Source organism: Lentzea xerophila, from assembly GCF_051094245.1.
GTDB lineage: Bacteria > Actinomycetota > Actinomycetes > Mycobacteriales > Pseudonocardiaceae > Lentzea > Lentzea xerophila.
The window spans coordinates 818903-842896 of record NZ_CP194934.1 but is presented as its reverse complement, the minus strand read 5'-3'; the positions used below and the strand labels follow the sequence as shown (position 1 = coordinate 842896).

22 protein-coding genes and 2 tRNA genes are annotated in these 23994 nt (G+C 69.1%); 9 read left to right on the top strand and 15 right to left on the bottom strand.

Going from position 1 to position 23994, the window contains the following annotated elements:
- Positions 1 to 54: 54 nt before the first annotated feature.
- Complete coding sequence (locus tag ACRSBM_RS04170) at positions 55 to 1425, bottom strand: PLP-dependent aminotransferase family protein (protein WP_434439923.1); 1371 nt, start codon at positions 1423 to 1425, stop codon at positions 55 to 57.
- 67 nt (positions 1426 to 1492) lie between these two features.
- Between ACRSBM_RS04170 and ACRSBM_RS04165 the strand changes: the two genes are divergently transcribed.
- Complete coding sequence (locus ACRSBM_RS04165) at positions 1493 to 2137, top strand: pyridoxamine 5'-phosphate oxidase family protein (protein WP_434439921.1); 645 nt, start codon at positions 1493 to 1495, stop codon at positions 2135 to 2137.
- On the opposite strand, the gene ACRSBM_RS04160 is transcribed toward ACRSBM_RS04165, so the two are convergent.
- The 4 genes from ACRSBM_RS04160 to ACRSBM_RS04145 all read right to left on the bottom strand — a co-directional run bounded on the left by ACRSBM_RS04160 (position 2118) and on the right by ACRSBM_RS04145 (position 5475).
- Complete coding sequence (locus tag ACRSBM_RS04160; protein ID WP_434439919.1) at positions 2118 to 2576, bottom strand: cysteine dioxygenase; 459 nt, start codon at positions 2574 to 2576, stop codon at positions 2118 to 2120. The genes ACRSBM_RS04165 and ACRSBM_RS04160 overlap by 20 nt on opposite strands.
- 117 nt (positions 2577 to 2693) lie before the next feature.
- Positions 2694 to 3761 (bottom strand): cystathionine gamma-lyase, encoded by a 1068-nt coding sequence (locus tag ACRSBM_RS04155; RefSeq protein WP_434439917.1) that lies wholly within the window; start codon positions 3759 to 3761, stop codon positions 2694 to 2696.
- Positions 3758 to 4768 (bottom strand): NAD(P)H-dependent glycerol-3-phosphate dehydrogenase, encoded by a 1011-nt coding sequence (locus ACRSBM_RS04150; RefSeq protein WP_434439915.1) that lies wholly within the window; start codon positions 4766 to 4768, stop codon positions 3758 to 3760. Before ACRSBM_RS04150 ends, ACRSBM_RS04155 begins: the two co-directional genes overlap by 4 nt.
- A 2-nt stretch (positions 4769 to 4770) precedes the next feature.
- Positions 4771 to 5475: a lysophospholipid acyltransferase family protein gene (locus ACRSBM_RS04145; RefSeq protein WP_434439913.1), complete on the bottom strand. Its 705-nt coding sequence runs from the start codon at positions 5473 to 5475 to the stop codon at positions 4771 to 4773.
- A 70-nt stretch (positions 5476 to 5545) separates the two neighbouring features.
- Here ACRSBM_RS04145 and cofC point away from each other — a divergent pair, with 70 nt between their 5' ends.
- The 3 genes from cofC to ACRSBM_RS04130 all read left to right on the top strand — a co-directional run bounded on the left by cofC (position 5546) and on the right by ACRSBM_RS04130 (position 8503).
- Positions 5546 to 6169: a 2-phospho-L-lactate guanylyltransferase gene (gene cofC, locus ACRSBM_RS04140; protein WP_434439911.1), complete on the top strand. Its 624-nt coding sequence runs from the start codon at positions 5546 to 5548 to the stop codon at positions 6167 to 6169.
- Positions 6170 to 6222: 53 nt separating this feature from the next.
- Positions 6223 to 7194, top strand: a complete 972-nt coding sequence (locus ACRSBM_RS04135; RefSeq protein WP_434439909.1) for a hypothetical protein — start codon at positions 6223 to 6225, stop codon at positions 7192 to 7194.
- A 139-nt stretch (positions 7195 to 7333) separates the two neighbouring features.
- A complete protein-coding gene (locus ACRSBM_RS04130; RefSeq protein WP_434439906.1) occupies positions 7334 to 8503 on the top strand; it encodes an acyltransferase family protein in 1170 nt (389 codons plus the stop codon).
- Here ACRSBM_RS04130 and ACRSBM_RS04125 read toward each other — a convergent pair.
- A complete protein-coding gene (locus tag ACRSBM_RS04125) occupies positions 8422 to 9957 on the bottom strand; it encodes a hypothetical protein (RefSeq protein WP_434439904.1) in 1536 nt (511 codons plus the stop codon). The genes ACRSBM_RS04130 and ACRSBM_RS04125 overlap by 82 nt on opposite strands.
- Before the next feature lie 62 nt (positions 9958 to 10019).
- On the opposite strand from ACRSBM_RS04125, the gene ACRSBM_RS04120 reads away from it, so the two are divergent.
- Genes ACRSBM_RS04120 through ACRSBM_RS04110 form a run of 3 tightly spaced genes read left to right on the top strand, consistent with a single transcriptional unit; the run spans position 10020 to position 13521 of the window.
- Positions 10020 to 10211: a hypothetical protein gene (locus ACRSBM_RS04120; RefSeq protein WP_355565820.1), complete on the top strand. Its 192-nt coding sequence runs from the start codon at positions 10020 to 10022 to the stop codon at positions 10209 to 10211.
- A gap of 59 nt (positions 10212 to 10270) precedes the next feature.
- A complete protein-coding gene (locus tag ACRSBM_RS04115; RefSeq protein ID WP_434439901.1) occupies positions 10271 to 12550 on the top strand; it encodes an RNA degradosome polyphosphate kinase in 2280 nt (759 codons plus the stop codon).
- A complete protein-coding gene (locus tag ACRSBM_RS04110; RefSeq protein WP_434452952.1) occupies positions 12550 to 13521 on the top strand; it encodes an NUDIX hydrolase in 972 nt (323 codons plus the stop codon). The genes ACRSBM_RS04115 and ACRSBM_RS04110 overlap by 1 nt, the downstream gene beginning before the upstream one ends.
- 274 nt (positions 13522 to 13795) lie before the next feature.
- Here the strand turns inward: ACRSBM_RS04110 and ACRSBM_RS04105 are convergent, their stop codons facing one another.
- From ACRSBM_RS04105 to leuC, 3 genes are all read right to left on the bottom strand, one after another.
- Positions 13796 to 14461 carry an HU family DNA-binding protein gene (locus ACRSBM_RS04105; protein ID WP_434439899.1) on the bottom strand — a complete coding sequence of 222 codons (666 nt, stop codon included), beginning with the start codon at positions 14459 to 14461 and terminating at the stop codon, positions 13796 to 13798.
- 186 nt (positions 14462 to 14647) lie between these two features.
- Positions 14648 to 15250 (bottom strand): 3-isopropylmalate dehydratase small subunit, encoded by a 603-nt coding sequence (gene leuD / locus ACRSBM_RS04100; protein ID WP_434439897.1) that lies wholly within the window; start codon positions 15248 to 15250, stop codon positions 14648 to 14650.
- Between the two features lie 2 nt (positions 15251 to 15252).
- The gene (gene leuC / locus ACRSBM_RS04095; protein WP_434439895.1) at positions 15253 to 16659 is read right to left on the bottom strand and encodes a 3-isopropylmalate dehydratase large subunit; all 1407 of its coding nucleotides are present in this window, start codon (positions 16657 to 16659) and stop codon (positions 15253 to 15255) included.
- 73 nt (positions 16660 to 16732) lie between these two features.
- Between leuC and ACRSBM_RS04090 the strand changes: the two genes are divergently transcribed.
- Positions 16733 to 17434: an IclR family transcriptional regulator gene (locus ACRSBM_RS04090; RefSeq protein WP_176929766.1), complete on the top strand. Its 702-nt coding sequence runs from the start codon at positions 16733 to 16735 to the stop codon at positions 17432 to 17434.
- 454 nt (positions 17435 to 17888) lie between these two features.
- Here ACRSBM_RS04090 and ACRSBM_RS04085 read toward each other — a convergent pair.
- From ACRSBM_RS04085 to ACRSBM_RS04075, 3 genes are all read right to left on the bottom strand, one after another.
- Positions 17889 to 17961: transfer RNA gene (locus ACRSBM_RS04085), tRNA-Glu, on the bottom strand.
- A gap of 121 nt (positions 17962 to 18082) precedes the next feature.
- Positions 18083 to 18154 (bottom strand) — tRNA-Gln (locus ACRSBM_RS04080).
- A gap of 149 nt (positions 18155 to 18303) precedes the next feature.
- Positions 18304 to 19041, bottom strand: a complete 738-nt coding sequence (locus ACRSBM_RS04075) for an HAD family hydrolase (RefSeq protein WP_434439893.1) — start codon at positions 19039 to 19041, stop codon at positions 18304 to 18306.
- A 371-nt stretch (positions 19042 to 19412) separates the two neighbouring features.
- On the opposite strand from ACRSBM_RS04075, the gene ACRSBM_RS04070 reads away from it, so the two are divergent.
- Entirely contained in the window at positions 19413 to 20669 is a 1257-nt protein-coding gene (locus ACRSBM_RS04070) for an FAD-dependent oxidoreductase (protein WP_434439891.1), read from the top strand.
- Here ACRSBM_RS04070 and ACRSBM_RS04065 read toward each other — a convergent pair.
- From ACRSBM_RS04065 to cimA, 3 genes are all read right to left on the bottom strand, one after another.
- Complete coding sequence (locus ACRSBM_RS04065; RefSeq protein WP_434439889.1) at positions 20659 to 21318, bottom strand: LuxR C-terminal-related transcriptional regulator; 660 nt, start codon at positions 21316 to 21318, stop codon at positions 20659 to 20661. The genes ACRSBM_RS04070 and ACRSBM_RS04065 overlap by 11 nt on opposite strands.
- A 67-nt stretch (positions 21319 to 21385) precedes the next feature.
- Complete coding sequence (locus ACRSBM_RS04060) at positions 21386 to 22144, bottom strand: fumarylacetoacetate hydrolase family protein (RefSeq protein ID WP_434439887.1); 759 nt, start codon at positions 22142 to 22144, stop codon at positions 21386 to 21388.
- 181 nt (positions 22145 to 22325) lie between these two features.
- Positions 22326 to 23927 (bottom strand): citramalate synthase, encoded by a 1602-nt coding sequence (gene cimA / locus ACRSBM_RS04055; RefSeq protein WP_434439885.1) that lies wholly within the window; start codon positions 23925 to 23927, stop codon positions 22326 to 22328.
- Positions 23928 to 23994 lie beyond the last annotated feature (67 nt).

Below are 23994 nucleotides of genomic sequence, written 5' to 3'. Positions count from 1 at the left end.
TGCCGCTCCATCCGAACGACACGACGCACACGCGCCGGCAGAACACGGTGGTGGTCAGCCGTCGGTTCTGAGCAGCTCGGTCAGCACCGGCAACGCGCTGCTCAGCTGTTCGCGCGAGCAGGCGCTGTAGCCGATGACGAGTCCGCAGAGCTTGGGCCGGTTCACGTAGTGCCTGGCCAGGCCGTCCACCCGCAGTCCCCGTTCCAGCGCCGCCCTCATGAGTTCGCGCTCCCGCTCGGCGCTCGGCAGCAGCACCACGACGTGCGCGCCCGCGTCGTCGCCCAGCACCTCGATGCCGGCGTCGGCGAACGTGTCGGTGATGAGCGCGCGCCGTTCGGACAGCTCCCGCCGCAGTTTGCGCAGGTGCCGGCCGAGGTCGCCCATCCGTGCCAGCTCGACCACGACCCGCTGGCCCGCCGCGGCCGGGCTGGTGCCGGTGAGGTCGCGGTGTTCGAGCACGGCCGTGGCGATGTGCTCGGGAGCGACCATCCAGCCGGCGCCCAGCGTCGGCGTGAGGATCTTGCTCGTGGTGCCGAGGTGGACCACGACGTCCGGGGCGAGCGCGGCCAGCGAGGGCAGCGGCGCCACGTCATAGCGGAGCTCGCCGTCGTAGTCGTCCTCGATGACGAGCCAGCCGTCGCGCCGGGCCCGTTCGACCAGTGCGACGCGACGGCCCGCCGACATGCGGCCGCCCAACGGGTACTGGTGCGCGGGTGAGCAGTAGACGGCACGAACGCCCGCCGGCACGGCGTCCGGCAGCAACCCCTCGGCGTCGACGGCGGCTTGGACCACTCGCAGGCCAGCCGCGCGGAAGACGCCCACCGCCCGTTGGTAGCCGGGCTCCTCCACGGCCACGGCGTCACCGCGCTTCAGCACGGCCACCGCGATCTCGGTCAGCACCGCGGTCGTGCCGCCGGTGGCGAGCACGGGGTCGGCGTTGACGGCCAGGCCGCGGTGGCGCAGGAGATGTTCGGCGATGGCCTCGCGGTACTCGGGCAGACCCGCGCGTTCGGGGCGGGACAACGGCGGTGCGTCGGCCGCCGCGCGCCACGCCCGGCGCCAGGCCGCGCGGTCGAGACCGCCTGCCCACGGCGCGCCTGTGCCGAGGTCGACGAAGTCGGTGATGACGGGCACGACGGGCTTGCGCGAACGTTTGCGCAGCGGGCCCGGCGGAGTTGTGGTGACGTAGGTGCCGGAGCCGTGCCGGCCCGCGATCCAGCCTTCCGCGTGCAACTGCTCGTACGCGGCGGCGGTGACCGTGCGGGAGACTCCGAGGCTGTCGGCCAACGCGCGCGTGGACGGCAGGCGGTCGCCCGCGCGCAGACGCCCCTCGGACGCCGCGGAGCGCAGGGCGTCGGCCAGCTGGACGGCGAGGGGTTCGGCGGACTCGCGGTCCAGCGCGACGGGAAGCGCGGTCTCAGCCAAAGTGGCCTTCTCAGATCGACGAAAAATGGCTCTTCAATGATGCCACTTCTGCCTTCAGGGTAAGACCATGACCATCGACACGCCGCTCTCCCCCACCCCGCGCAGCACCGTCGTCCGCGGCAAGAAGAGAGCCGTCCAGGACCGCCAGGTGCTCTACGACATCCTCGACGCGGGCCTGGTCTGCCACCTCGCCGTGGAGGTCGACGGAGCGCCGTTCCTGGTCCCCACCGCGTACGGGCGGGACGGCGACCGCATCTTCCTGCACGGATCCACGGGATCACGATCCATCAGGAGCATGATCGAGGGCAAGCCGGTTTGCGTCGCGGTCACGCTCGTCGACGGCGTCGTCTACTCGCGATCGGTGTTCCACCACTCGATGAACTACCGGTCGGCGGTCATCCACGGCACCGCGAAGGTCGCCGAGGACCCCGAGCACGCGCTGAAGGTCATCGTCGAGCACGTCACGCCGGGCAGCTGGGACTACGCGCGCAGGCCGTCCAGGAAGGAGCTCGCGCAGACCGTCGCGCTGGAGATCGACCTCACCGAGGCCAGCGTGAAGGTGCGCGAGGGCGGGCCGGGCGAGGAGCCGTCGGACCTCGAGGCGAACCTGGTGTGGGCCGGGCACATGCCGCTCGTCCAGACCTGGGGCGCGCCGGTGCCTCACGAGACGGACCGGTCCGTGCCGCCACACGTCAGCGAACGGGGCCGTTGACCGGGTCGTAGCGGTACGAGGTCATCGCGCGTGTGCCGTGGCGGTACACGTGGATCGACACGGCCGGATCCACACCGTCGTTGCGTACCTGGTGCACGTAACCGGACCCCCACACACGCGACTGACCGGCGCGCAGGGAGTGCACGACCTGGATGCGGGTCGTCACGACCTCGGTCAGCAGCCCGCTGACCACGGTGAACGCACCGGAGGTCGTGTCGTGGTCGTGCAGCGAGGCCGTCTGACCGGGGAGCCAGCTCATCAGCCAGATCTCCTGGTCGGCGGTCTTGTCGACCAACGCCGAGAAGCGCTCATCCGGGTCGTACCGGAGCAGGTGCTTCCAGCGGTCGCGGTCGGCCGCCCACGACAAAGCCACCCGAACGGGGTGCAGCAGTGCGGAGTTTTCGGGCAGAACGACGCTGTTCTCAGGAACGGCGAACATCGGGAAAAGGTCCTAACCAGGCGAGTGCGCGAAAGAGGACGCGGGACTATCGCCAGGTACAACAGCAACATGCGTTGAAGGACATGCGGCAGAGGGTCCCGGAACCGGGACCCTCCGTCAATCCAGTCCCAAAGCGTGGGACACGTCCGCGACCAGGTCCCGCGTGTCCTCACAGCCGGCCGAGAACCGCACCAGACCCTCGGGCACCGGGTCGCCGAACTGGGCGCGCCGGTCCGCGGTCGAGTGCAGGCCGCCGAACGACGTGGCCGCCGACACCAGCTTCGAACGCTCCAGGAACCTCGCCACGGCCTCGGCATCGGGAAGCTCGAACGTCAGCACGCCGTTGAACCGCCGCATCTGCTGCGCCGCCACCAGGTACGCCGGGTCGTCCGGCGCCCCCGGCCAGCGCAGCCCCTCGACGCGGCCCTTCAGCAACGCGTGGATCGCCGCCGCGTTCTCCGCCTGCCGCGCGAGCCGCAGGTCCAGCGTTCCGAGGCCCCTCAACGCGAGCCACGTCTCGAACGGCCCGGGGATCGCGCCGTTCAACGTCCGCGCGTCGCGCACCTTCGCCGCGAGCTCGGCGGAAGCCAGCGTCACGTGTCCGAAGAGGACGTCGCTGTGCCCCGCGACCGCCTTGGTGTCCGACGCCACCACGATGTCGGCACCCAGCTCCAGCGGCCGCTGCCCCAGCGGTGTCGCCGTCGTGTTGTCCACCGCCAGCAACGCGCCCTCGGCGTGCGCCTGGGTTGCGAGCTCCGCGATGTCGCAGACGTCCAGGCCGGGGTTCGACGGGCTCTCCAGCAGGACGAGCTTCACCCCGGCGAAGGACGGGTACGGCCCGGCCGTGGGCACCTCGACCACGTCCACGTCCATTTCGGACACGAACCTGCGGGTCAGGAAGTAGCCGTCCGACGGGACGACCAGAGTGTCCCCAGTGGACAGAACCGCCCGCAGCAACGTCGAGATCGCCGCCATCCCGGACGGGAAGACGACGCACTCCCCGCCTTCCAGCGACCCGAGAGCGGCTTCGAGCGAGCGCCAGGTCTGGTTGCCCGCACGGCCGTAGTAGTCCTGGCCGCCCAGGTGGTACGCCGACGCGAACACCGGCTGCGCGCCGAACGGTTCGCCCGGCGCACCCTGAACCGCGTGCACGACCCGCGTGCCGTCACCGAGTTCGTCGTTCACTGGCGCTCGTGCTTCCGGTCGCGGCCCAGCAGCGCGGCACCGAGCTCGCGCACGCTCAGCCCGTCGTGGCAGACCTGGTGGATGCCCTCGGTGATCGGCATGTCGACGCCGTGGGCCGCCGCGAGCTCACGGATCGACGAGCAGGACTTCACGCCCTCGGCGACCTGTCCGTGCGCGGCTTCCTGCGCCTGTGCGAGGGTCTCGCCCCGGCCGAGCCGTTCGCCGAAGGACCGGTTGCGCGACAACGGCGACGCGCAGGTCGCCACGAGGTCGCCCAGGCCCGCCAGTCCGGCGAACGTCAGCGGGTCCGCGCCCAGAGCCGCGCCCAGCCGTGCGGTCTCGGCGAGGCCGCGCGTGATGATCGACGCCATCGTGTTGTCGCCGTAGCCCATGCCCGCCGCCATGCCGCACGCCAGCGCGATGACGTTCTTGCACGCCCCGCCCAGCTCGCAGCCGACCACGTCGGTGTTGGTGTACGGGCGGAAGTACGAGTTCGAGCACGCGTGCTGCAGGTCGACCGCGCGGTCGTGGTCCGTGCACGCGATGACGGTCGCGGTCGGCTGCTCGACGGCGATCTCCTTGGCCAGGTTCGGCCCGGACACGACGGCCACCTGCGACTCGTCGACGCCGGCGACCTCGCGGATCACCTCGCTCATCCGCTTCAGGGTGCCGAGCTCGACGCCCTTGGACAGCGACACCAGCGTCGCGTCCGGCGGCAGCAGGTCCTTCCACGCCGACAGGTTCACCCGCAGCGTCTGCGACGGCACGGCCAGCACCACGGCGTCCGCCCCGTCCAGCGCCTTCGCCGGGTCGGAGGTGGCCGCCAGGTTGGCCGGCAACGAGATGCCGGGCAGGTAGCCGGTGTTCACGCGGGTCTCGGTGATCGCCGAGGCGACCTCCTGCCGCCGCGCCCACAGCGCGACCTCGGGGCCGGAGTCCGCGATGACCTTCGCGAAGGTCGTGCCCCACGAACCGGCGCCCAGCACCGCAACGCGTTCAATCGCCATGGTCAGGCCTTCCTCGGTCCGTGGAAGCCCTCGGGGGCCTCCTGCTGGCGCACCTCGGCGAGGTGGTCCTTGACCTTGCCCATCAGCAGGTCCGTCACCTCGCGCAGCAACGGCAGCGTCTCCTCCTTGCCGCGGTACGCGGACAGGTCGACCGGTTCACCGACGAAGTGGGTGATCGTCTTGCGCGGGAACGGCCGGAACTTCTTCTGGTAGTGGTTGTAGAGCTCGAGCGTGCCCCAGCGGGCGACCGGGATGACCGGGCCGTCGTGCTGCAGCGCGAGCCTGGCCACGCCGGTGCGGGAGTTCGCGGGCCAGCCGTCGGGGTCCCTGGTGATCGTGCCCTCCGGGTAGATCACCACGACCTGACCGGTCGCCAGCGCCTCGTGCGCCGCGCGCAGGCTCTGCTGGGCGTCCGTGGTGCCCCGGTAGACCGGGATCTGCTTCGCGCCCTTCAGGATGCTGCCCATGATCGGCACGTTCCACAGGCTGTGCTTCGCGAGGAAGTGCGGGACCCGGTCGTTGCGGTGCACGAACACCGCGTCGTAGCACGGGTCGAGGTGCGAGATGTGGTTCATGACGAGGAGCGCCGCTCCCTGACGCGGGATGCGCTCGCCGTGCAGGATCCGGTGCCTGCCCAGCACGAACGACATGGGGTAGACGATCGCCGCGGCGACCCCCACCCAGAAGCCGCCCTTCTCCTTGGCCACGTGCACCTCTCCTCACTCCCGGACCTGCGCCCCTGAGCACAGTAGTCCGCGAATCGTGGACTATGGCGAGGTGCGGGATGAAGTTGACCTCCTGGTCCCGGTCAAGACCCTCGACCGGGCCAAGACCAGGCTGACCAGCGCGACAGGCGGGGATCCGGTGTCACACGCGGCACTGGCGCTCGCGCTCGCCCTCGACACGGTGAGCGCGGCTCTGAGCACGCCCGGTGTCCGTCACGTGGTCACGATCACATCCGACCCCGCGGTGGCGGCGGAGATGGCCGCGCTCGGTGTGGAGTCACTGCCGGAGCCGTCCCAGCCCGGACTCAACGAGGCGCTGAGGCACGGCGCGCGCACGCTCCGTTCGGCACGCGTCGGCGCGCTCCAGGCCGACCTGCCGGCGCTCCGGCCCGACGAGCTCCAGGCCGCGCTCGAAGCCGCCGCCGGACGCCGCGCGTTCGTCCCGGACCGCCAGGGCACCGGCACCACCATGCTCCTCGCCGCGCCCGGAGGCGACCTGGACCCGCGGTTCGGCATCGGATCGGCCGGGCACCACCGGCTCTCCGGCGCGGTGACGCTGATCGGGCCGTGGCTGTCGTTGCGCAGTGACGTGGACACGGAGGAGGATCTGCGGCTCGCTCTCGTGCTCGGTCTCGGCACGCACACCGCAGCGGCTTTGCCCGCCCGCACAACCTGAACAGCCGCCACACGTCTTCCGGGGCGCCGGGGTGATCACGACTTGGGAGACTGATGCGAGCGCTCATCGCGCTGGCGGCGATCACGGCCATCGCGGGCTGTGTGGCCGCCGTTCCGATCGACCGACCGTCCGACTACACGGCACAGAGCAAGCTCGAGACATGCCGTGTGGACCTGCCCCAGGACTGGAAGGACCGGCTGGCGGGCAACAGGACCGAGACCGGTTCGCACGAGAAGGTCACCGTCGTCGCCGCGAACGCGGACGCCGGCGCATTGCTGGTGAAGACCACCCGCAACAGAACCACCGAGCTGGTGCTGCGCGACGACCGGAAGCGCCAGCAGGTCATGGCGGTGCAGAACGACGCGTCGCTGTTCGGCGTCGAGTTCGACGGCCGCTGGGTGACGTTCTCCACGAGGCCGAGCCCATCCGATCCCGCCACGACCTACGCGTGGGACTCGCGCAACGACGGCGCGCCCGTGCGGATCGGCTCCGAGGGTGCCGTGGTGCACAACGGCAAAGCCGCCTGGACCGACAGCAACGGCGTGCACGTCTTCGACCTGGCGAAGAAGAAGGACAGGATCGTCGGCCAGGGCAGGAACCCGGTGTTCGTCGGTGACGCGGTCGTGTGGCTGCAGGACGGGAGGTTCCGCGCCGAGGGAACGCTGCCTGAGCCGCTGCGCGACGCCGAGCCGGGCGGGAGCGTGGCTTCGGACGGCCGCACGGTGGTGTGGACACGAGGCGAGGAGCTGCGCGGCTGGCGCGAGGGGTGGCCCGAGGCGCGCGAGCTAGCCGCGATCAAACCGGTGCCCAGGACGGAGGGCATCGTGTTCCCCCGGGTCAGCGGCGACTTCGTGTCGTGGCAGTCGGAGTCGTCGTACGTCACGGACATCCGCAGCGGCGCGACCATGCACACGACCGACGGCGCCTACTGGCTGGAGGTCCACGGCGGAGCGCTGACGCAGCAGGGATGGCAGGTGGCGTCGGCCGCGCCATTGTCCGAGCTTTCACCGCTTAACGGCTGTTGAGATCGTGACGAACGACACGAAAATGTTAGTCAAGGCAACTCAGTGGGGAACCCCTGCACCTTTACGTCCGTATCCCCCAATGCTGACGACGTAACCCCCGACGTCGTTTCCCCGACGCGTTGCCCCGAGGTGTACCTGCATGAAGTCGTTGACGCACGCCGACTACCTGGCGTTGCGCCGCTTTCCGGCTCTGGACGGCCTGCGTGCCATTGCGGCGGTACTGGTCGTCTTCTTCCACTACGGAGGCCCCGATCGGCTTCAGGGCTGGGCCGGCGTCCAGATGTTCTTCGTCCTCAGCGGATTCCTCATCACCACGCTGATGCTGCGCGAGGAGCGCGCGACCGGCCGCATTTCGCTCAGCGAGTTCTATCTGAGGCGGGCGTTCCGGATTCTGCCCGTCTACTTCGTGGTGCTGCTCGTCACGGTCGTCGCCTCGGCGGTCGCGGGCACGTTCGTCAGCAACGGCATCGGCCCGGCGCTGACGTACTTCCTGACGTTCACCAACGAGTTCGCCGGCGCCAGCCCGTACGGGCAGTCCTGGTCGCTGGGCATCGAGCAGAAGTTCTACCTGGTCTGGCCGCTGGTGGCGATCGCGCTGGGCACCGTCGTGCTCAAGCGCCGCGCCGGTGCCGCCCTCCTCGGCATGCTGCTCGCGCTCGTGGTCGTCAACTTCACCGTCTCGCACAGCAATCCCGGCTGGCCGGTGCACTACTTCTCGATCCTGATCGGTGTGCTGCTCGCGGTCGCACTGCAGAGCCCGCGCGGATTCGCCCTGCTGCGCCCGCTCACGAATCCGGTCGCACAGGTGATCGTCGCGATCGGATTCGTCGCCGTGCACCTGAGCGTCAAGCCGATCGCCGGATTCCTCGACGGCATCAACGGAATCGCCGGTCACGTGCTGGTCATCCCGGTGTACGCGATCGCGACGGCGGTGCTGCTCACCGCGATGATCGCGCCGGGACCGGCCACGACATTCCTGTCGACGAAGCCGATGCAGTTCGTCGGTGAACGTTCGTACTCGCTCTACCTGGTGCAGACGATCGCGGCGACCATCGTCGCGTTCTTCTGGCCCGCTTTGTCCGGTCTCGGGCAGTCCGTGGTGGTCACGGCGGCGGGGCTGGCGCTGGCGAGTGTCCTCTACGCGACCGTGGAGATCCCGATGATCAACCTCGGCCGGCTCGTGATCACCCGCCGGCGCGCCACCGCCGCCGTCAGGGCAGCCGTCGCTCAGCAGGGCGCGCCGCAGGCTCCCACTCCGCAGTCGGCCGAGTCCTCGCGGCTCGCGACCATGGGGCAGGCCCAGCCGTAGAACGGGTTCGGGGCGAGCGGCACGGGTTCCCGGTCGCTCTCCCTGGCCAGTTCCTTCGCGTGGTGCGATGTGAGCGTCACCGGCGTGCCGCTCGCCTGGGCGTCGTAAGCGCCCTTCTCCAGTTGCAGGATCTCGACGCCGCGGGAGATGTCCGCGACGAACACCGTGCCGCGGTGCCAGTACGGCGCCCACGAGGTCGCGGTGTCCGGCCGCCAGTAGCCGATCTGGATCGGCCTGGCCGGGTCGGAGATGTCCAGGAACCGGGTTCCCTGGTTGTACCAGGAGTACGCCACGATCCGCTTCTGCACGTCGAAGTAGTGCGCGGAGCACGTGACGTTGCCGGGAATCGTGCCTTCCTGGTCGTCCGGGCTCCAGATGCCGACTGTCTTCATCTCCTTGGGTGTCTCGCCCCAGCCCTCACCGTTGTGCGTGCCCTGCAGCGAGGAGATGACGAACCGGCCCTCGGTCTTGCAGGTGGGCGAACCGAACGCCTCCTCGGTGTGCAGGAGCAGCGAGCCGGGCGGGTGTTCCCGCGTGGGGCGCGGGCCGTCGTCGAGCGTGCGGCCGACCGGGCGGAACGAGTTGTGCGTGAACGAGGTCGGCATGTCCGCCTTCGGCACCGTTCCGCCCGCGTACGGGACGGGATCCCACGCCGTGGCCTCGCGGTACCTGCCGCTCAACGGGTCGCGGTGCCGGCCCTGGGTGTAGTAGCCGCGGGTGCCGTCGTCGCCCGCGACCCACGCGATGCCCCTGGCGTCGACCTGGACGTCGTGCGTGATCTTGCCTTCGCCCGCCTTGCCGCGGACGTCGACGGAGACCGGGAGCTCCCTGGGGTTCCTCGGATCGCGGATGTCGGTGACGAAGATCCGGCCGGTCCTGGCGTCCGACCTGTCCAGTCCGGCCGTCCACAGGAAGGAACAGCGGTTGATACAGGTACTGGTGTGACCGGTGTTCTGCCTGTGAAAGCTGAGGATCTTGAGGTCCGCGGGGTCCACAGCGGACACGATGTAGTTGCCGGTCGGGCGGTCGCCGGGCAGGGCGCGGCCGAACGAGTTGACCTCGCGCGCCAGGAACGCGAGCTTGCGGTCGGGGTCGACGTTGATGTCCTCGTTCTCCCAGAAGCGCTTCGCCGGGTCGTCGCCCGGCAGCGCCATCTCCTCCTTGGTGAGGTGGTCGAGGAGCCTGGGCTCGTCGAGGTCCGTGACGTCGAACGTCTTGAGCCCGGTCTCCATGCTCACGAACGCGACGTCGCGCGGCCCGTACTGGGCGAACGCGATCGAGATCGCCCGTTCGGTGCCGGGCAGTGAGGCCTTCAGGCGGACGTTCTTGGCCGCCGCCTGCAGTCGTGGTTTGTCCACCTTGGGAGTCCTGCGTTCGGCCGACGCGGCCGTCGCCAGTCCTGCCGTGGTGAAGGCCAGCAGGGTCGCCGCTGTCAGAGTGGCAATAACCTTCATGGGTCGACCCTGGCAGCGCGCCGCGGAGGACGTGTAGGTCCGAACGTCTACGCTTCTGCTCCATGCAGGCGACTGTGTCCACGTTCAACAGTGACGGTTCCGCCGTCGTCCTGCGTGATGACGGCGTTCTGCTCGACGTGAGCGCGGAGGCGGTCACCGCGGGTGGCTGGCGAATGCTGCGTCCGGGGCAGCGGGTGACCCTCGAACGTAGTCCCGATGGGGTCGTTACCGCCTTGCGCCTGCCTGTCCTGTGACGAGGAGTTCACCAGACGGTCGTCCCGCTTGGGGGCGCTCACGGCGATAGTGCGGAACAATGCGGGACGTGAGCACGGACGACAACGACGGCAAGGCGACCCCCTCCCGACGCCGCACGCCACGCGCGAAGGCGGAAGCGGCGACCCCGCGCAAGCAGCCACGTGCCGCGACGCGGCGGGTTTCCACGACGCGAGCGAAGGTGGAGCGAGCCCCCGCGGCCGCCGCCCCGTTGCGCGGCGTGCCCTCCGCACCGCCCGCCGTGACGTCGAGCGCCCTGCCCACCGACCTCCCGGACGACCGGTACTTCAACCGTGAACTGTCCTGGTTGGACTTCAACGCCCGCGTGCTCGCCCTGGCCGAGGACTCCTCGCAGCCCCTGCTGGAGCGCGCGAAGTTCCTCGCGATCTTCGCCTCGAACCTGGACGAGTTCTACATGGTCCGGGTCGCGGGCCTGAAGCGGCGCGCGGAGACCGGCCTCACGGTGCGCAGCGCGGACGGGCTCACGCCGCTCGAGCAGCTCGTGGGGATCTCCAAGCGCTCGCAGGAGCTCGTCGAGCAGCACGCCCGCACGTTCCTCGACCACATCCGGCCCGGTCTGGAACAGCACCAGATCAGCATCGTGACGTGGGGCGACCTCACCGACTACGACCGGCTGCGGCTCTCCAACTACTTCAGCGCGCAGGTCTTCCCGGTCCTGACACCGCTGGCCGTCGACCCGGCGCACCCGTTCCCCTACATCTCCGGGCTGTCGCTGAACCTCGCGGTGACCGTGCGCGATCCCGAGGGCGGCGGCGAGCGGTTCGCCCGCGTGAAGGTGCCGGACAACGTGCCGCGTCTCGTCCGGGTCGAAGCGGACAGGTCGTCCTCCTCGGCGACTTTCCTGCCGTTGGAGGAACTGATCGCCGCGCATCTGGGCGAGCTGTTCGCCGGCATGGAGGTCATCGAGTGCCACGCGTTCCGCGTGACGCGCAACGCGGACCTCGAGGTCGAGGAGGACCGCGACGAGGACCTGTTGCAGGCGCTGGAACGTGAGCTCGCCCGCCGCCGGTTCGGTCCGCCGGTGCGCCTGGAGGTCGCCGACGACATGACCGAGCACATGCTCGAGTTGCTGTTGCGGGAGATGGAGGTCGACCCGCACGACGTCGTCACGGTGCCCGGCCTGCTCGACCTGTCCTGCCTGTGGCAGCTCTACGGCATCGACCGCAAGACGTTGAAGGACCCGGCGTTCGTGCCGGCGACGCATCCGGCGTTCGGTGAGCGCGAGACGCCGAAGAGCGTCTTCGCGACGCTGCGCGAGGGCGACGTCCTCGTGCACCACCCGTACGACTCGTTCTCCACGTCGGTGCAGCGCTTCATCGAGCAGGCCGCGGCCGACCCGCACGTGCTCGCCATCAAGCAGACGCTGTACCGCACCTCGGGTGACTCCCCCATCGTGGACGCGCTGATCGACGCGGCCGAGGCGGGCAAGCAGGTCGTGGCGCTGGTGGAGATCAAGGCGCGCTTCGACGAGCAGGCGAACATCAAGTGGGCCCGCACGCTGGAGAAGGCGGGGGTGCACGTCGTCTACGGCCTGGTGGGCCTGAAGACGCACTGCAAGACCTCGCTCGTGGTGCGCCAGGAGGGCTCGACGATCCGGCGCTACTGCCACATCGGCACCGGCAACTACAACCCGAAGACGGCGCGGCTGTACGAGGACGTCGGCATCCTGACGGCCGAGCCGACCATCGGCGCGGACCTCACGGACCTCTTCAACGTCCTCACGGGCTACGCGCGTCAGGACGAGTACCGCTCACTGCTCGTCGCGCCCTACGGCGTCCGCAAGGGCATCGTGGACCGGATCAACACGGAGATCGAGCGCGCGCAGGCGGGTGAGCCCTGCGGTGTGCGCATCAAGGTGAACTCGCTCGTGGACGAGCAGGTCATCGACGCGCTGTACCGGGCGTCGCAGGCCGGTGTGCCCGTCGACGTGGTCGTGCGCGGCATCTGCGGCCTCAAGCCGGGCATCAAGGGGCTGTCGGAGAACATCCGGGTGCGCTCGATCCTGGGCCGGTTCCTGGAGCACTCGCGGGTCTTCCACTTCGTCGCCTGCGACGAGTACTGGATCGGCAGTGCGGACATGATGCACCGCAACCTGGACCGCCGCGTCGAGGTCGCCGTGCGCGTTGCGGACCCGCGGCTGACCAAGCAGCTGGGTGACATGTTCGAGTCCGCGCTCGACCCGCACACGCGCTGCTGGGTGCTGCGCGCCGACGGAGAATGGGAAGCGTCGCCGTCGGACGGGTCGTCGGTGCGCGACCACCAAATGGAACTGCTGCACAAGCACGGAGCTCTTGGGTGATCAAAGCTGCTGGGGCGGTGCTCTGGCGCGCTGCCGACGGTGACGTCGAAGTCGCGGTAGTGCACCGCCAGCGTTATGACGACTGGTCGTTGCCCAAGGGCAAACTCGACAACGGGGAGACGATTCCCGCCTGTGCGGCGCGCGAGGTCGAGGAAGAAACGGGCTACTCCTGTGTGCTCGGCCGCCATCTGCGGCAGGTCTCGTACGCGGTGAAGGGCGTGCCGAAAACCGTCGACTACTACGCCGCGGAGGCCGTTTCCGGTTCTTTCGCCGCGAACGAGGAGGTCGACGAACTGCGGTGGCTGCCGCTCGCCGAGGCGTCCGCGTTGCTGACCTACGAACCCGACCGAGTGGTGCTGAAGGAATTCGCCCGTCTGCCCGCCGACCTGTTGCTGGTGTTGCTGGTGCGGCACGCCAAGGCGGGAAAGCGGTCCGAGTGGGACGGCGACGACGACCTCCGTCCCCTCTCAGACGCCGGCTGGCGGCAGGCCTCGGCACTCCGCTCTTTGCTGCCCCTGTGGTCGCCGGCGCGCGTCCACGCGGCTCCCAGGGTGCGTTGCGTGGACACCGTGCGGGCCGTCGCCGACGATCTGGCCGTGGAGATGGTCGAGGAGCCGCGCCTGTCGGAGGAGGGCTACTGGCCCGACCCGGAGGCCGGTCTCGTGCGGCTGCTGGAGGTCGCGGCCGAGGAAGGCCGGGCCGTCGTGTCCTCGCAGGGCGGCGTGATCCCGTCGGTGGTGCAGACGCTGGCCGAACTGGGCGGGCTGCGGCTCGACGAGGTCCCCTGCAAGAAGGGCAGCGTGTGGGTGCTGGCCTTCACCCGGCCGTTCGGCACGTGGTCCACTTCGGACTCGCCTTCGCGCTGGCCAACCCTGGTATCGGCGCACTACCTGGCCGTAGCTTTGGCCCCGCCTCCGGCGGGGCGGCGAGTTCGCCGGGAAGCTGGTCATCCGCCCGCCGCTTCGTCGTGATTGGGCTTCGCCGAATCACGACGAAGAGGCGAACGGACGACCAGCGCGAACTCGCGGATCGGACGCGGGGGTGAGAACGCCTGGCGCTCCAATAGAAATAACGCTTTCACGCCTGCGAAAGCCCCTGACGCAAGCGAATCCCGCAAGACGAAGGGCCCGGCGAACGCCGCCGTCTGCGGAGCAGCGGCCAAAAAGCACGAAGGCCCCGGTGTGCGCACACCGGGGCCTTTCGCGTAGTTGCTGAAGTAGCGCAGCCTCCCTCAGGAGGCCCGTCTCACTTCTTCTTGGCAGCCGTCTTGCGCGCAGCCGGCTTCGCCGCCGCCGTCTTCGCGGCGGGCTTGGCGGCAGCGGTCTTGGCAGCGGCCGGCTTGGCAGCAGCCGTGGTGCGCTTGGCCGGAGCCTTGGCAGCCGCGGTCTTGGTGGCGGCGGCCTTGGTGGCGGTCGCCTTCGCGGGCGCCTTGGCAGCAGCGGTCTTCGTCGCGGCGGCCGTGGTGGTCCGACGGGTCGCGGGCGCCTTGGTGGCGGCCGCGGCCGTACGGGTACGCGTGGTCGTCGCGCGGGTCGTCGCGGCCTTGGTCGCCGGAGCCTTGGTGGCCGCGGGCTTCGCGGCGGCAGCGGCGGCGGGCTTGGCGGCGGCCTTGGCGGCAACGGCCTTCGGCAGCTTCTTCGCACCGCTGATGACGTCCTTGAACGTCGAGCCGGGGCGGAACGCGGGCACGTTGGTCTTCTTGACCTTCACGGTCTCGCCCGTGCGCGGGTTGCGCGCGGTGCGAGCCGCACGGGCACGCTTCTCGAACACGCCGAAGCCCGTGATGTTGACCTTCTCGCCCTTGTTGACGCTGCGGACGATCACGTCCACGAGGCCGTCAACAGCAGCACCGGCGGTCTTCTTGTCTCCAAGGCGCTCGGCGAGCGCCTCGATGAGCTGGGCCTTGTTCACCGTCAGTCCCTCCCAGGACGCTCACGGCCCTAAGAGACGGGCCGACTAGAACGCAACGGTAGGCCCAAAACGCGAGAAATACCAATCGCCACGCCAGATTTTTCGTTGTGGCGTGGCTAATTGCGCCCCTTCGAGGGACTCCGGGCGCCGGATTCGCCCCTCTCAAGGGGAGAATCCGGCCCCCTCTCAGACCGCCGGAAGCGGATCCGTTGTAGGCAGCCAAGTCTGGCGACTGCCCTCGAATGCGCTGATCTCGGGCTCGTGGCGCAGCGTCAAAGCGATGTCGTCGAGGCCTTCGAGAAGGCGCCAGCGGGTGTAGTCGTCGATCTCGAACGGGGCTACCAAGTCCTTGGCGCGAACGGTCTTGTCGGTGAGGTCGACGGTGACCGGCGTGCCGGGTTCGGCCTCGAGCAGCTTCCACAGCAGTTCGACGTCGGACTGGCTGCACTGCGCCGCCACGAGCCCCTGCTTGCCCGAGTTGCCCCGGAAGATGTCCGCGAACCGGGAGGAGACGACCACGCGGAAGCCGTAGTCCATCAACGCCCAGACGGCGTGTTCCCGGGAGGACCCGGTGCCGAAGTCGGGGCCGGCGACCAGGACGCTGCCCGCCTTGTAGGGCTCCTGGTTGAGGATGAACTGCTCGTCACCGCGCCAGGCGGCGAAGAGCCCGTCCTCGAACCCGGTGCGGGTCACGCGCTTGAGGTAGACGGCCGGGATGATCTGGTCGGTGTCCACGTTGGACCTGCGCAGCGGCACACCGACGCCGGTGTGGGTGGTGAAGGCATCCATGGTCAGTTCTCCAGGTCTGCGGGGGCCGACAGGGTGCCGCGCACGGCCGTGGCAGCGGCGACGAGCGGTGACACGAGGTGCGTCCTGCCGCCCTTGCCCTGCCTGCCCTCGAAGTTGCGGTTGGAGGTCGAGGCGCTGCGCTCGCCGGGCGCGAGCTGATCCGGGTTCATGCCAAGACACATCGAGCAGCCGGCCTGCCGCCACTCGGCGCCCGCGTCGAGGAAGACCTTGTCCAGGCCCTCGTCCTCGGCCTGCTTGCGCACCCGCATCGAACCGGGGACGACCAGCATCCGTACTCCAGTAGCGACGTGCTTGCCCTTGAGCACGTCCGCCGCGGCGCGCAGGTCCTCGATGCGCCCGTTGGTGCACGAGCCAAGGAAGACGGTGTCCACGCGGATGTCGCGCAGCGGCGTGCCGGGCTCGAGGCCCATGTACGTCAGCGCCTTCTCGGCGGCCACGCGCTCGTTCTCGTCCACGATCTGCTCGGGGTCGGGGACGGTCGCGCTCAGGGGCAGCCCCTGGCCGGGGTTGGTGCCCCACGTGACGAACGGCGTGAGCTCGTCGGCGGAGATGCGCACCTCGGCGTCGAAAGTCGCGTCGTCGTCGGTGCGCAGCGTCTTCCAGTACTCCACGGCCGCGTCCCAGTCCGCGCCGGACGGTGCGTGCGGACGACCCTTGATGTACTCGAAAGTCGTCTCGTCCGGCGCGATCATGCCGGCGCGCGCACCCGCTTCGATCGACATGTTGCAGACGGTCATGCGCGCTTCCATCGAAAGGTTCTCGATGGCCGAGCCGCGGTACTCGAGCACATAGCCCTGTCCGCCACCGGTTCCGATCTTCGCGATGACCGCGAGGATGATGTCCTTCGCCGTCACGCCGGGGCCGAGCTCGCCGTCGACGGTGATGGACATCGTCTTGAACGGACGCAACGGCAACGTCTGCGTCGCCATCACGTGCTCGACCTCGGACGTGCCGATGCCGAACGCCAGCGCGCCGAACGCTCCGTGCGTGCTCGTGTGACTATCGCCGCACACCACCGTCATGCCGGGCTGCGTGAGGCCGAGCTGCGGGCCCACGACGTGGACGATGCCCTGCTCGAAGTCCCCCATGGGGTGCAGCCGCACCCCGAACTCCGCGCAGTTGCGCCTGAGCGTCTCGACCTGCGTGCGCGACACCAGATCCGCGATCGGCTTGTCGATGTCGACGGTCGGGACGTTGTGATCCTCAGTGGCGATCGTGAGATCGGGCCTGCGCAGCCTGCGGCCGGCAAGGCGCAGCCCGTCGAACGCCTGGGGGCTGGTGACTTCGTGCAGCAGGTGCAGGTCGATGTAGAGCAGGTCCGGCTCCGCACCACTTCCGTGGCGCACAACGTGTGCCTCCCACACCTTCTCCGCGAGCGTGCGGCTCATCGCGACATCTCCCACAGTATGGACGTGCCGACAGATCTGGACTTCTCACTGTCTGGGAAGTTAGTATCGGCTTGTGGGACAGCATAGCGGGATCGGCGTGCTGGACAAGGCAGTGGCCGTGTTGAACGCCGTCGCAAAAGATCCGTGCGGTCTGGCCGAGTTGTGCAATCGCACCGGCCTGCCGCGAGCAACCGCGCACCGCCTCGCCGTGGGCCTGGAGGTGCACCGGCTGCTGCGCCGCGGCTCGGACGGCCGCTGGCGCCCCGGCGCGGCTCTGGCCGAACTGGCCGGTGGCGCGACGGACCCGTTGCTGGACGCGGCGTCCTCGGTGCTGCCACGCCTGCGCGACATCACAGGCGAAAGCGTGCAGCTCTACCGCCGCGACGGCATGCAGCGCGTCTGCGTCTCCTCAGCAGAACCCCCCTCGGGCCTGCGGGACACAGTCCCGATCGGAGCCAGGCTCCCCATGACGGCGGGCTCAGGCGCCAAGGTCCTGGCAGCGTGGTCGGACCCAGGCACCCAACGCGCGGTCCTGGCCGACGCCGTCTACGGCGAACGCACCCTCCTGGAGGTCCGCCGCCGAGGCTGGGCACAAAGCGTGGCAGAACGAGAACCAGGCGTGGCATCAGTCTCAGCCCCGGTACGAGACTCCGCGGGAGCCGTAGTGGCCGCAGTCTCAGTCTCAGGCCCGATCGACCGCATGGGCCGCCGCCCAGGAGCCCGCTGGGCAGCAGACCTGCTAGCAGCAGCCGAGGCCCTGCAAAGCCGCCTCTAAAGCACCAACCCCAAACCGGCCGCCCTCCACACCAGGAGGGCGGCCGGCCCCACTTTCCACCCACGACACGCCGCCCCAACCAAGCCGACACGCGGAAGCCCAACGGGGACGCAAGGTGCGCAGCGAGTTGGGACACGCAGCGAGATACGGGTGAGGACGGGGGGTGTGGACGCGGCAGCGGCTGCGCGCGATGCAATGAGCAGCCTTTCCAAAAAAAACCCGCGATGCGAAGCGAGCACGCATTCTTATGTGCCCACCATCACGAGACGAGCGAAGCGAAGTCCCCCACCCCGAAGGCGAGCGAAGCGAAGCCCACCCCAGGCAACAATGGGCAACCCCGCTCGGGGGTCCGGGGGCGGAGCCCGCCGGCTGGGGGTCTGGGGGCTCGGCCCCCAGAGGACAAAGCGAAAGAGGCCTGTCAGCGCTTTCCGCTGACAGGCCTCTCCCACCTCTGTAGCCCCGAAGGGATTCGAACCCTCGCTACCGCCTTGAGAGGGCGGCGTCCTAGGCCGCTAGACGACGGGGCCCTAGAACTTCTTGCTGGCTTGAACCTTATCAGATCATTCTGTCCGGTCCAAATCCGGCTATTCAGTTCGTTTTCTTGCTTTGCTCCGGAATCTCCGCCCGAGGGCAGTTCTTCCGTTGCAGCTGGGGTACCAGGACTCGAACCTAGACTAACTGAACCAGAATCAGTCGTGCTGCCAATTACACCATACCCCATTGGCTTTCACGATCGGCTTCGTTGTCCCGCGGGAGTTCCGAGGCCCTCGTTGCTGCCGTGAGAAATACTAGACCACGCCCCCACCAGAAGTGAAATCGGCCCCCACCCACGCGCAAACGCGCAGGTAGAGGCCGGTTCGAGGGGTGTCTCAGGCGCTGGCGGTGGAGAGCTCGCACACGAGGAGCTCCGGCAGTTCCGCGAGCGACGTGATGGACGACAGGCCGGCGGGCAGCGAGCCGCCGGTCGGGCCTGTCCGGTTGATCCAGACGCCGTGCATTCCCGCGTCGCGGGCGCCGATGGCGTCGGCGTGCAGGCGATCTCCCACGTGGACGGTGTCGCCGGGCGGGACGCCCAGTGCGAGGCACGCGGTGTGGAAGATCACGCGGTCCGGCTTGGCGCAGCCCACTTCGCCGGCGATGAGGACCGCGTCGAAGTACTCGGAGAGGCCGAGCTGGGCGATCTTCACGCGCTGGTGGCGGCCGGACGCGTTGCTGATCGCGGCGATGGGCAGGCCGGTGGCGCGCAGCCAGTCGAGCATCGGGATGGCGTCCGGGAACAGACACCAGCCGGCGGTGAGGACCTCCTGGCGGCCGACTTCGCGGCGGGTGGCTTCCTCCAGCGTCAGGTCCTCACCCAGTGCGGCGAAGAAGGCCTGGGTGCGGATGTTGCGCATCGAGTCGTACTGGAGCTCGCCGGCGAGCTGGCGGGAGACGTGGTCGTCGGTGATGCGCTGCCACAACGACCAGGCGTCGGCGTTACCGACCATCGAGGCCAACGCGGCTCGCGAAGAAGTGCTGTAGTCGACAAGTGTGTCGTCGACGTCCAGGCACACAGCGCGGATCTCGCCGGTTCTCTTACGCGTGAAAGTCGGGGACGCAGTTGTCACCCCGGAAGGTTAGGTGCGTTGAGGCCTCGTCCGATTCGGCTAACGAGGTGATTCCTCTAGGTCCTTGCACGATCAAGCAGACCTTGAGGCCCCGAACGAACCAGTCAGACTCCGCCGAGCGCCGAGCGCAATCACCCGGTCGAGTGTTGTTCGGCGACGCAACCGTCACTGGATCGCCAATCGACTCCGCGAGCGCGGCACTTTAGCTCGCAGGGCGACATTTCACACCGGTCGCAACCTTTTCGAGGCCTGGGTCACCAGACTGTCCACAGTGGATCCCAGTCGAAGAGGGGCCGGAACTCCGCTTGACGGACCTGACGATCAGGAGCATGCTGGGTTTATTCAACACTGGTTGAAAAGAGGGGATCGACATGGAGAGGACGACCTGCCTCGTCGTCGGAGGCGGACCTGCGGGGATGGTGCTGGGGCTGCTGCTGGCCCGCGGCGGCGTCGAGGTCACGGTGCTGGAGAAGCACGGCGACTTCCTGCGCGACTTCCGCGGCGACACGGTGCACGCGTCGACGCTCACGCTGATGGACGAGCTGGGGCTCGGACCGGCGTTCGCACAGGTGCCGCACCAGGACCTCGACAAGATCGAGGTGCTGCTCGACGGCGGCGCCAAGGCGGCGATCGCCGACCTGTCCCGGCTTCCCGGGCCGAACAAGCGCATCGCGATGGTGCCGCAGTGGGACTTCCTGGACCTGCTGGCGGACGCGGGCAGGCTCGAACCCACGTTCACGCTGCGGATGAACACCGAGGTCACCGCGATCACCAGGAACGGCAACAGGGTCACGGGCGTGAAGTACCGGGACCGGGCCGACGGGCACGAGGGCGAGATCGCCGCGGACCTCGTCGTCGCGGCGGACGGGCGGAGCTCGATCCTGCGCGCGGCCGTGGAGCTCCCGGTCTACAGCTTCGGCGCGCCGATGGACGTGTGGTGGTTCCGTTTGCCGCGCAACGAGAGCGACCCGGTCAAGGGTGGCGCCGGCAGGTTCAGCGCGGGCAGTGGGCTGGTGCTGATTCCACGCGGTGACTACTTCCAGTGCGCTTTCCTGATCCGCAAGGGAACGGACCAGGCGGTGCGCGCGGAGGGCGTCGAGAAGTTCCGCGAACGCGTCGTCACGCTCGTCCCGTGGCTCGCGGATCGCGTCCAGCACCTCACCGACCTCGACGAGGTGAAGCTGCTCGACGTGAAACTGGACCGGTTGCGGCGCTGGCACGTCGACGGGCTGCTGTGCATCGGTGACGCGGCACACGCGATGTCACCGGTCGGCGGCGTCGGCATCAACCTCGCCGTGCAGGACGCGGTGGCGGCGGCCACGCTGCTCGCGAAGCCGTTGCGGGAGGGCCGGGTCACCAGCGCGACGCTCGCGAAGGTGCGCGAGCGCAGGCTGTTCCCGACCGTGGTGATCCAGACCGTGCAGCGGGTGATCCACCGGTTGTTCCTCGGCCGCAAGCTGAACAGCACCGAGACGGTCTCGTCCACCGGCGTGCCGCTGCCGCTGAGGATCGCGCGGAAGCTGCCGGCGCTGCAGGTGATTCCGGCCTACCTGGTCGCCATCGGCCCACGCCCGGAGCACGCCCCCGAGTTCGCGCGCCGCAAGCCCCAGACGATCGCTAGGTCGTGACGAACGCCTCGGACGACTCACCGAGCACCATCGCCACGGCGTGCGCCCGATCCCGTGCGCCCAGCTTGCGCAGGATCGCCTTCACGTGGGTCTTCACGGTGTCGTTGCTGATGAAGAGCCGCTGGGCGATGCGCGCGTTGTCCATCCCCTTCGCCATCTCGGCCAGCACGTCGAACTCACGAGCCGACAGCTGGCCGAGCGACGCGGGCGGCGGCATCCGCGCAGGCAGGCGGGCGAGCGACCCCACCCGCGCGTCGATGGTGGCGGGGGCGCCCCGCACCGCGGCCGCGATCAGCGGCAGCAACTCGGCCACCGGTGAGGTCTTCAGCAGGTAGGCCACCGCGCCGGCGTCCAGCGCCGCGCGGGCCCAGCTCGGACTGTCCGCATTGGACAGCACGACGACGCGGGCGCCCGGCCGGTACTGCGCCGTGTCGCGCACGGTGCGCAGCGGTCCGGCGCCCGGCACGTCGAAGTCCGTGACGACCAGGTCCACCAGCGTGCCGCGCAGGCTGCGCGCAGCGTCGGCCACGGTGTGGGCGATCCCCACAACGCGGAAGCAATGCGTGCGGTGCAGCGAGATCCGCAGCCCCTCGGTGATGAGCTGCGAACCGTCGACCAGCAACACACGGGTGGACGCCTGGTCCGTCATGACACCGGGAAGTTACTCGCGGGTACCCGAGTGCGTAAGCTACCGGACGCCGGATTGCTCCGTACGGCTACCTATTTGCGACCGGATTGGTGAGCGTGCCAAGGCCGTCCACAGTCACGGAGACGGTCTGTCCGGCCGCCATCGGCCCGACGCCGGCCGGGGTGCCGGTCAGGATCAGGTCGCCGGGCAGCAGCGTCATGATCCCCGAGACGTACTCCACGAGCGACGGAATGTCGTGCACCATCAACGAAGTACGGCCGTCCTGCTTGACCTCGCCGTCGAGCTCGGTGACGACACGGACGTCGGAGGCATCGAACTCGGTTTCGATGAACGGCCCCAACGGACAGAACGTGTCAAAGCCCTTGGCACGCGTGAACTGCACGTCCTTCTTCTGCAGGTCGCGCGCCGTGACGTCGTTGGCGATCGTGTAGCCCATGATCACACTCGCGGCCTTGGCCCTCGGCACGTCCCGGCACGGCTGGCCGATGATGACAGCGACCTCGCCCTCGAAGTCGACGCGTTCCGAGACCGCCGGTAGCTTGATCTCCACGTTCGGGCCGATCACCGACGTGTTGGGCTTGAAGAACAGCAACGGCTCCGCGGGGACCTCGTTGCCGAGCTCCTTGGCGTGGTCGGCGTAGTTCCGGCCCACCCCGATGATCTTGGTCGGCAGAATCGGCGCCAACAGCCTGACGTCGGCCAACGGCCACTTCCGACCGGTGAAGGTAGGCGTGCCGAAGGGGTGTTCGGCGATTTCCGCGGCTTCTTCGCCTTGAACGGCGACGAAGGCCACGCCTTGCGGGTGAGCAATTCGGGCGATACGCACTGTGTCAGTTTACGAGTAGGCAGTACTGGTGAGGGGTTGCACCCGGAGGAGCGCCGGGGCGCATCAAAGGCCACCGGCGGAGCCCCTGGAAGCACACCGGAGCACCGCGAGGGAGATTCGGCGCCCACGCCGCGATGCTGGCACTCGCTGGCGCCCCGGCGCATCTTGGGGCAGCCCCTCATCAGTACTGGTTACTCGTTCCAAGCACAGACACAGCCTTGTGCACTAGTGCGTCACACAGGGCCAGCCAGCTCGCCTCCACGATGTTGCCGTGCACGCCCACCGTGGTCCACTCGCGCTCGCCGTCCGTCGACTCCACCAGAACGCGCGTCACCGCGTCCGTGCCGGGGTGCTCGGTGAGGATGCGCACCTTGTAGTCGGCCAGCTCCACGGTGTCCAACCAGGACAGGTGTGGCAGCAACGCCTTGCGCAGGGCGGCGTCCAGCGCGTGCACGGGGCCGTTTCCCTCGGCGGTCGCGATGACTCGTTCCCCCGCCACGTGCACCTTGACCGTGGCCTCGGACACGATCTCGCCGTCCGAGCGGTGGTCCAGCACGACCCGGTAGGACTCCAGCGTGAACGGCGGAGTGTCCAGTTGGGACAGCTCGGAGCGCAGCAGCAGTTCCATGGAGGCGTCGGCGGCCTCGAACGACCAGCCCTTCGCCTCCAGTTCCTTCACGCGCTTCAGCGCACTGCCGACTTCGGTCCCCCGGCCGGCCAGGTCGAGTCCGAACTCACGTCCCTTGAGCTCGATACTCGCCCGACCGGCCATCTCGGTGACCAGCACCCGCATGTCGTTGCCGACGGTGTCCGGATCGATGTGGTTGTACAGCTCCGGATCCACCTTGATCGCGCTCGCGTGCAGACCCGCCTTGTGAGCGAATGCTGACGACCCGACGTAGGCCTGGTGGGTGTCGGGTGCGATGTTCGCGATCTCGGCCAACGCATGGGAGACACGGGTGAGCTCGGCCAGTGCCCCGGTCGGGAGCACCTCCATGCCGAGCTTGGTCACGAGGTTTCCCACGACGGCGAACAGGTCCGCGTTGCCTGCTCGCTCGCCATAACCATTGGCGGTGCACTGAACGTGCGTCGCGCCCGCCTGGACGGCCGCGATGGTGTTCGCCACCGCGCAGGACGTGTCGTCCTGGCAGTGGATGCCTACTCGGAAGCCCGTCTTCTCGACGACCTCCGCGACCGTCTCGGCGAGTCCCAGGGGGAGCTGTCCGCCGTTCGTGTCGCACAGCACGACGACGTCCGCGCCACCCTCCACAGCGGACTCCAGCACCCTCAGGCTGGTGTCCGGCGAGAAGGCGTAGCCGTCGAAGAAGTGCTCGGCGTCGAGGAAGACGCGCCTGCCGTGGTCCTTGAGGAACCGGACGGTGTCGCGCACCATCTTCAGGTTCTCTTCGGTGTCCGTGCGCAGTGCGCGTTCGATGTGGCGCAGGTCCGACTTGGCCACCAGCGTGATCACCGGCGCCTGGGCGTCGAGAAGTGCCTTGACCTGCGGGTCTTCCTCGACCCTGACCCCTGCCTTGCGCGTCGCTCCGAACGCGACGAGCTTGGCGTGCTTGAGTTCCAGGTCGCCGGCCGCCGCACGCGCGAAGAACTCCGTGTCCTTGGGCATGGCGCCGGGCCAGCCGCCCTCGATGAACCCGACGCCGAGCCCGTCCAGCAGCCGCGCTACCGCGAGCTTGTCCGTGACGGAGTACGAGATGCCCTCACGTTGTGCGCCGTCGCGCAGCGTCGTGTCGTAGACGTGGAACTCGTCGGTCGGGCCGGCCATCGGGGTCATCTCCTCATCCGGGCAAACAAAAAGACCCCCCGCGGGATGCGAGAGGTCTGCGCGTCGG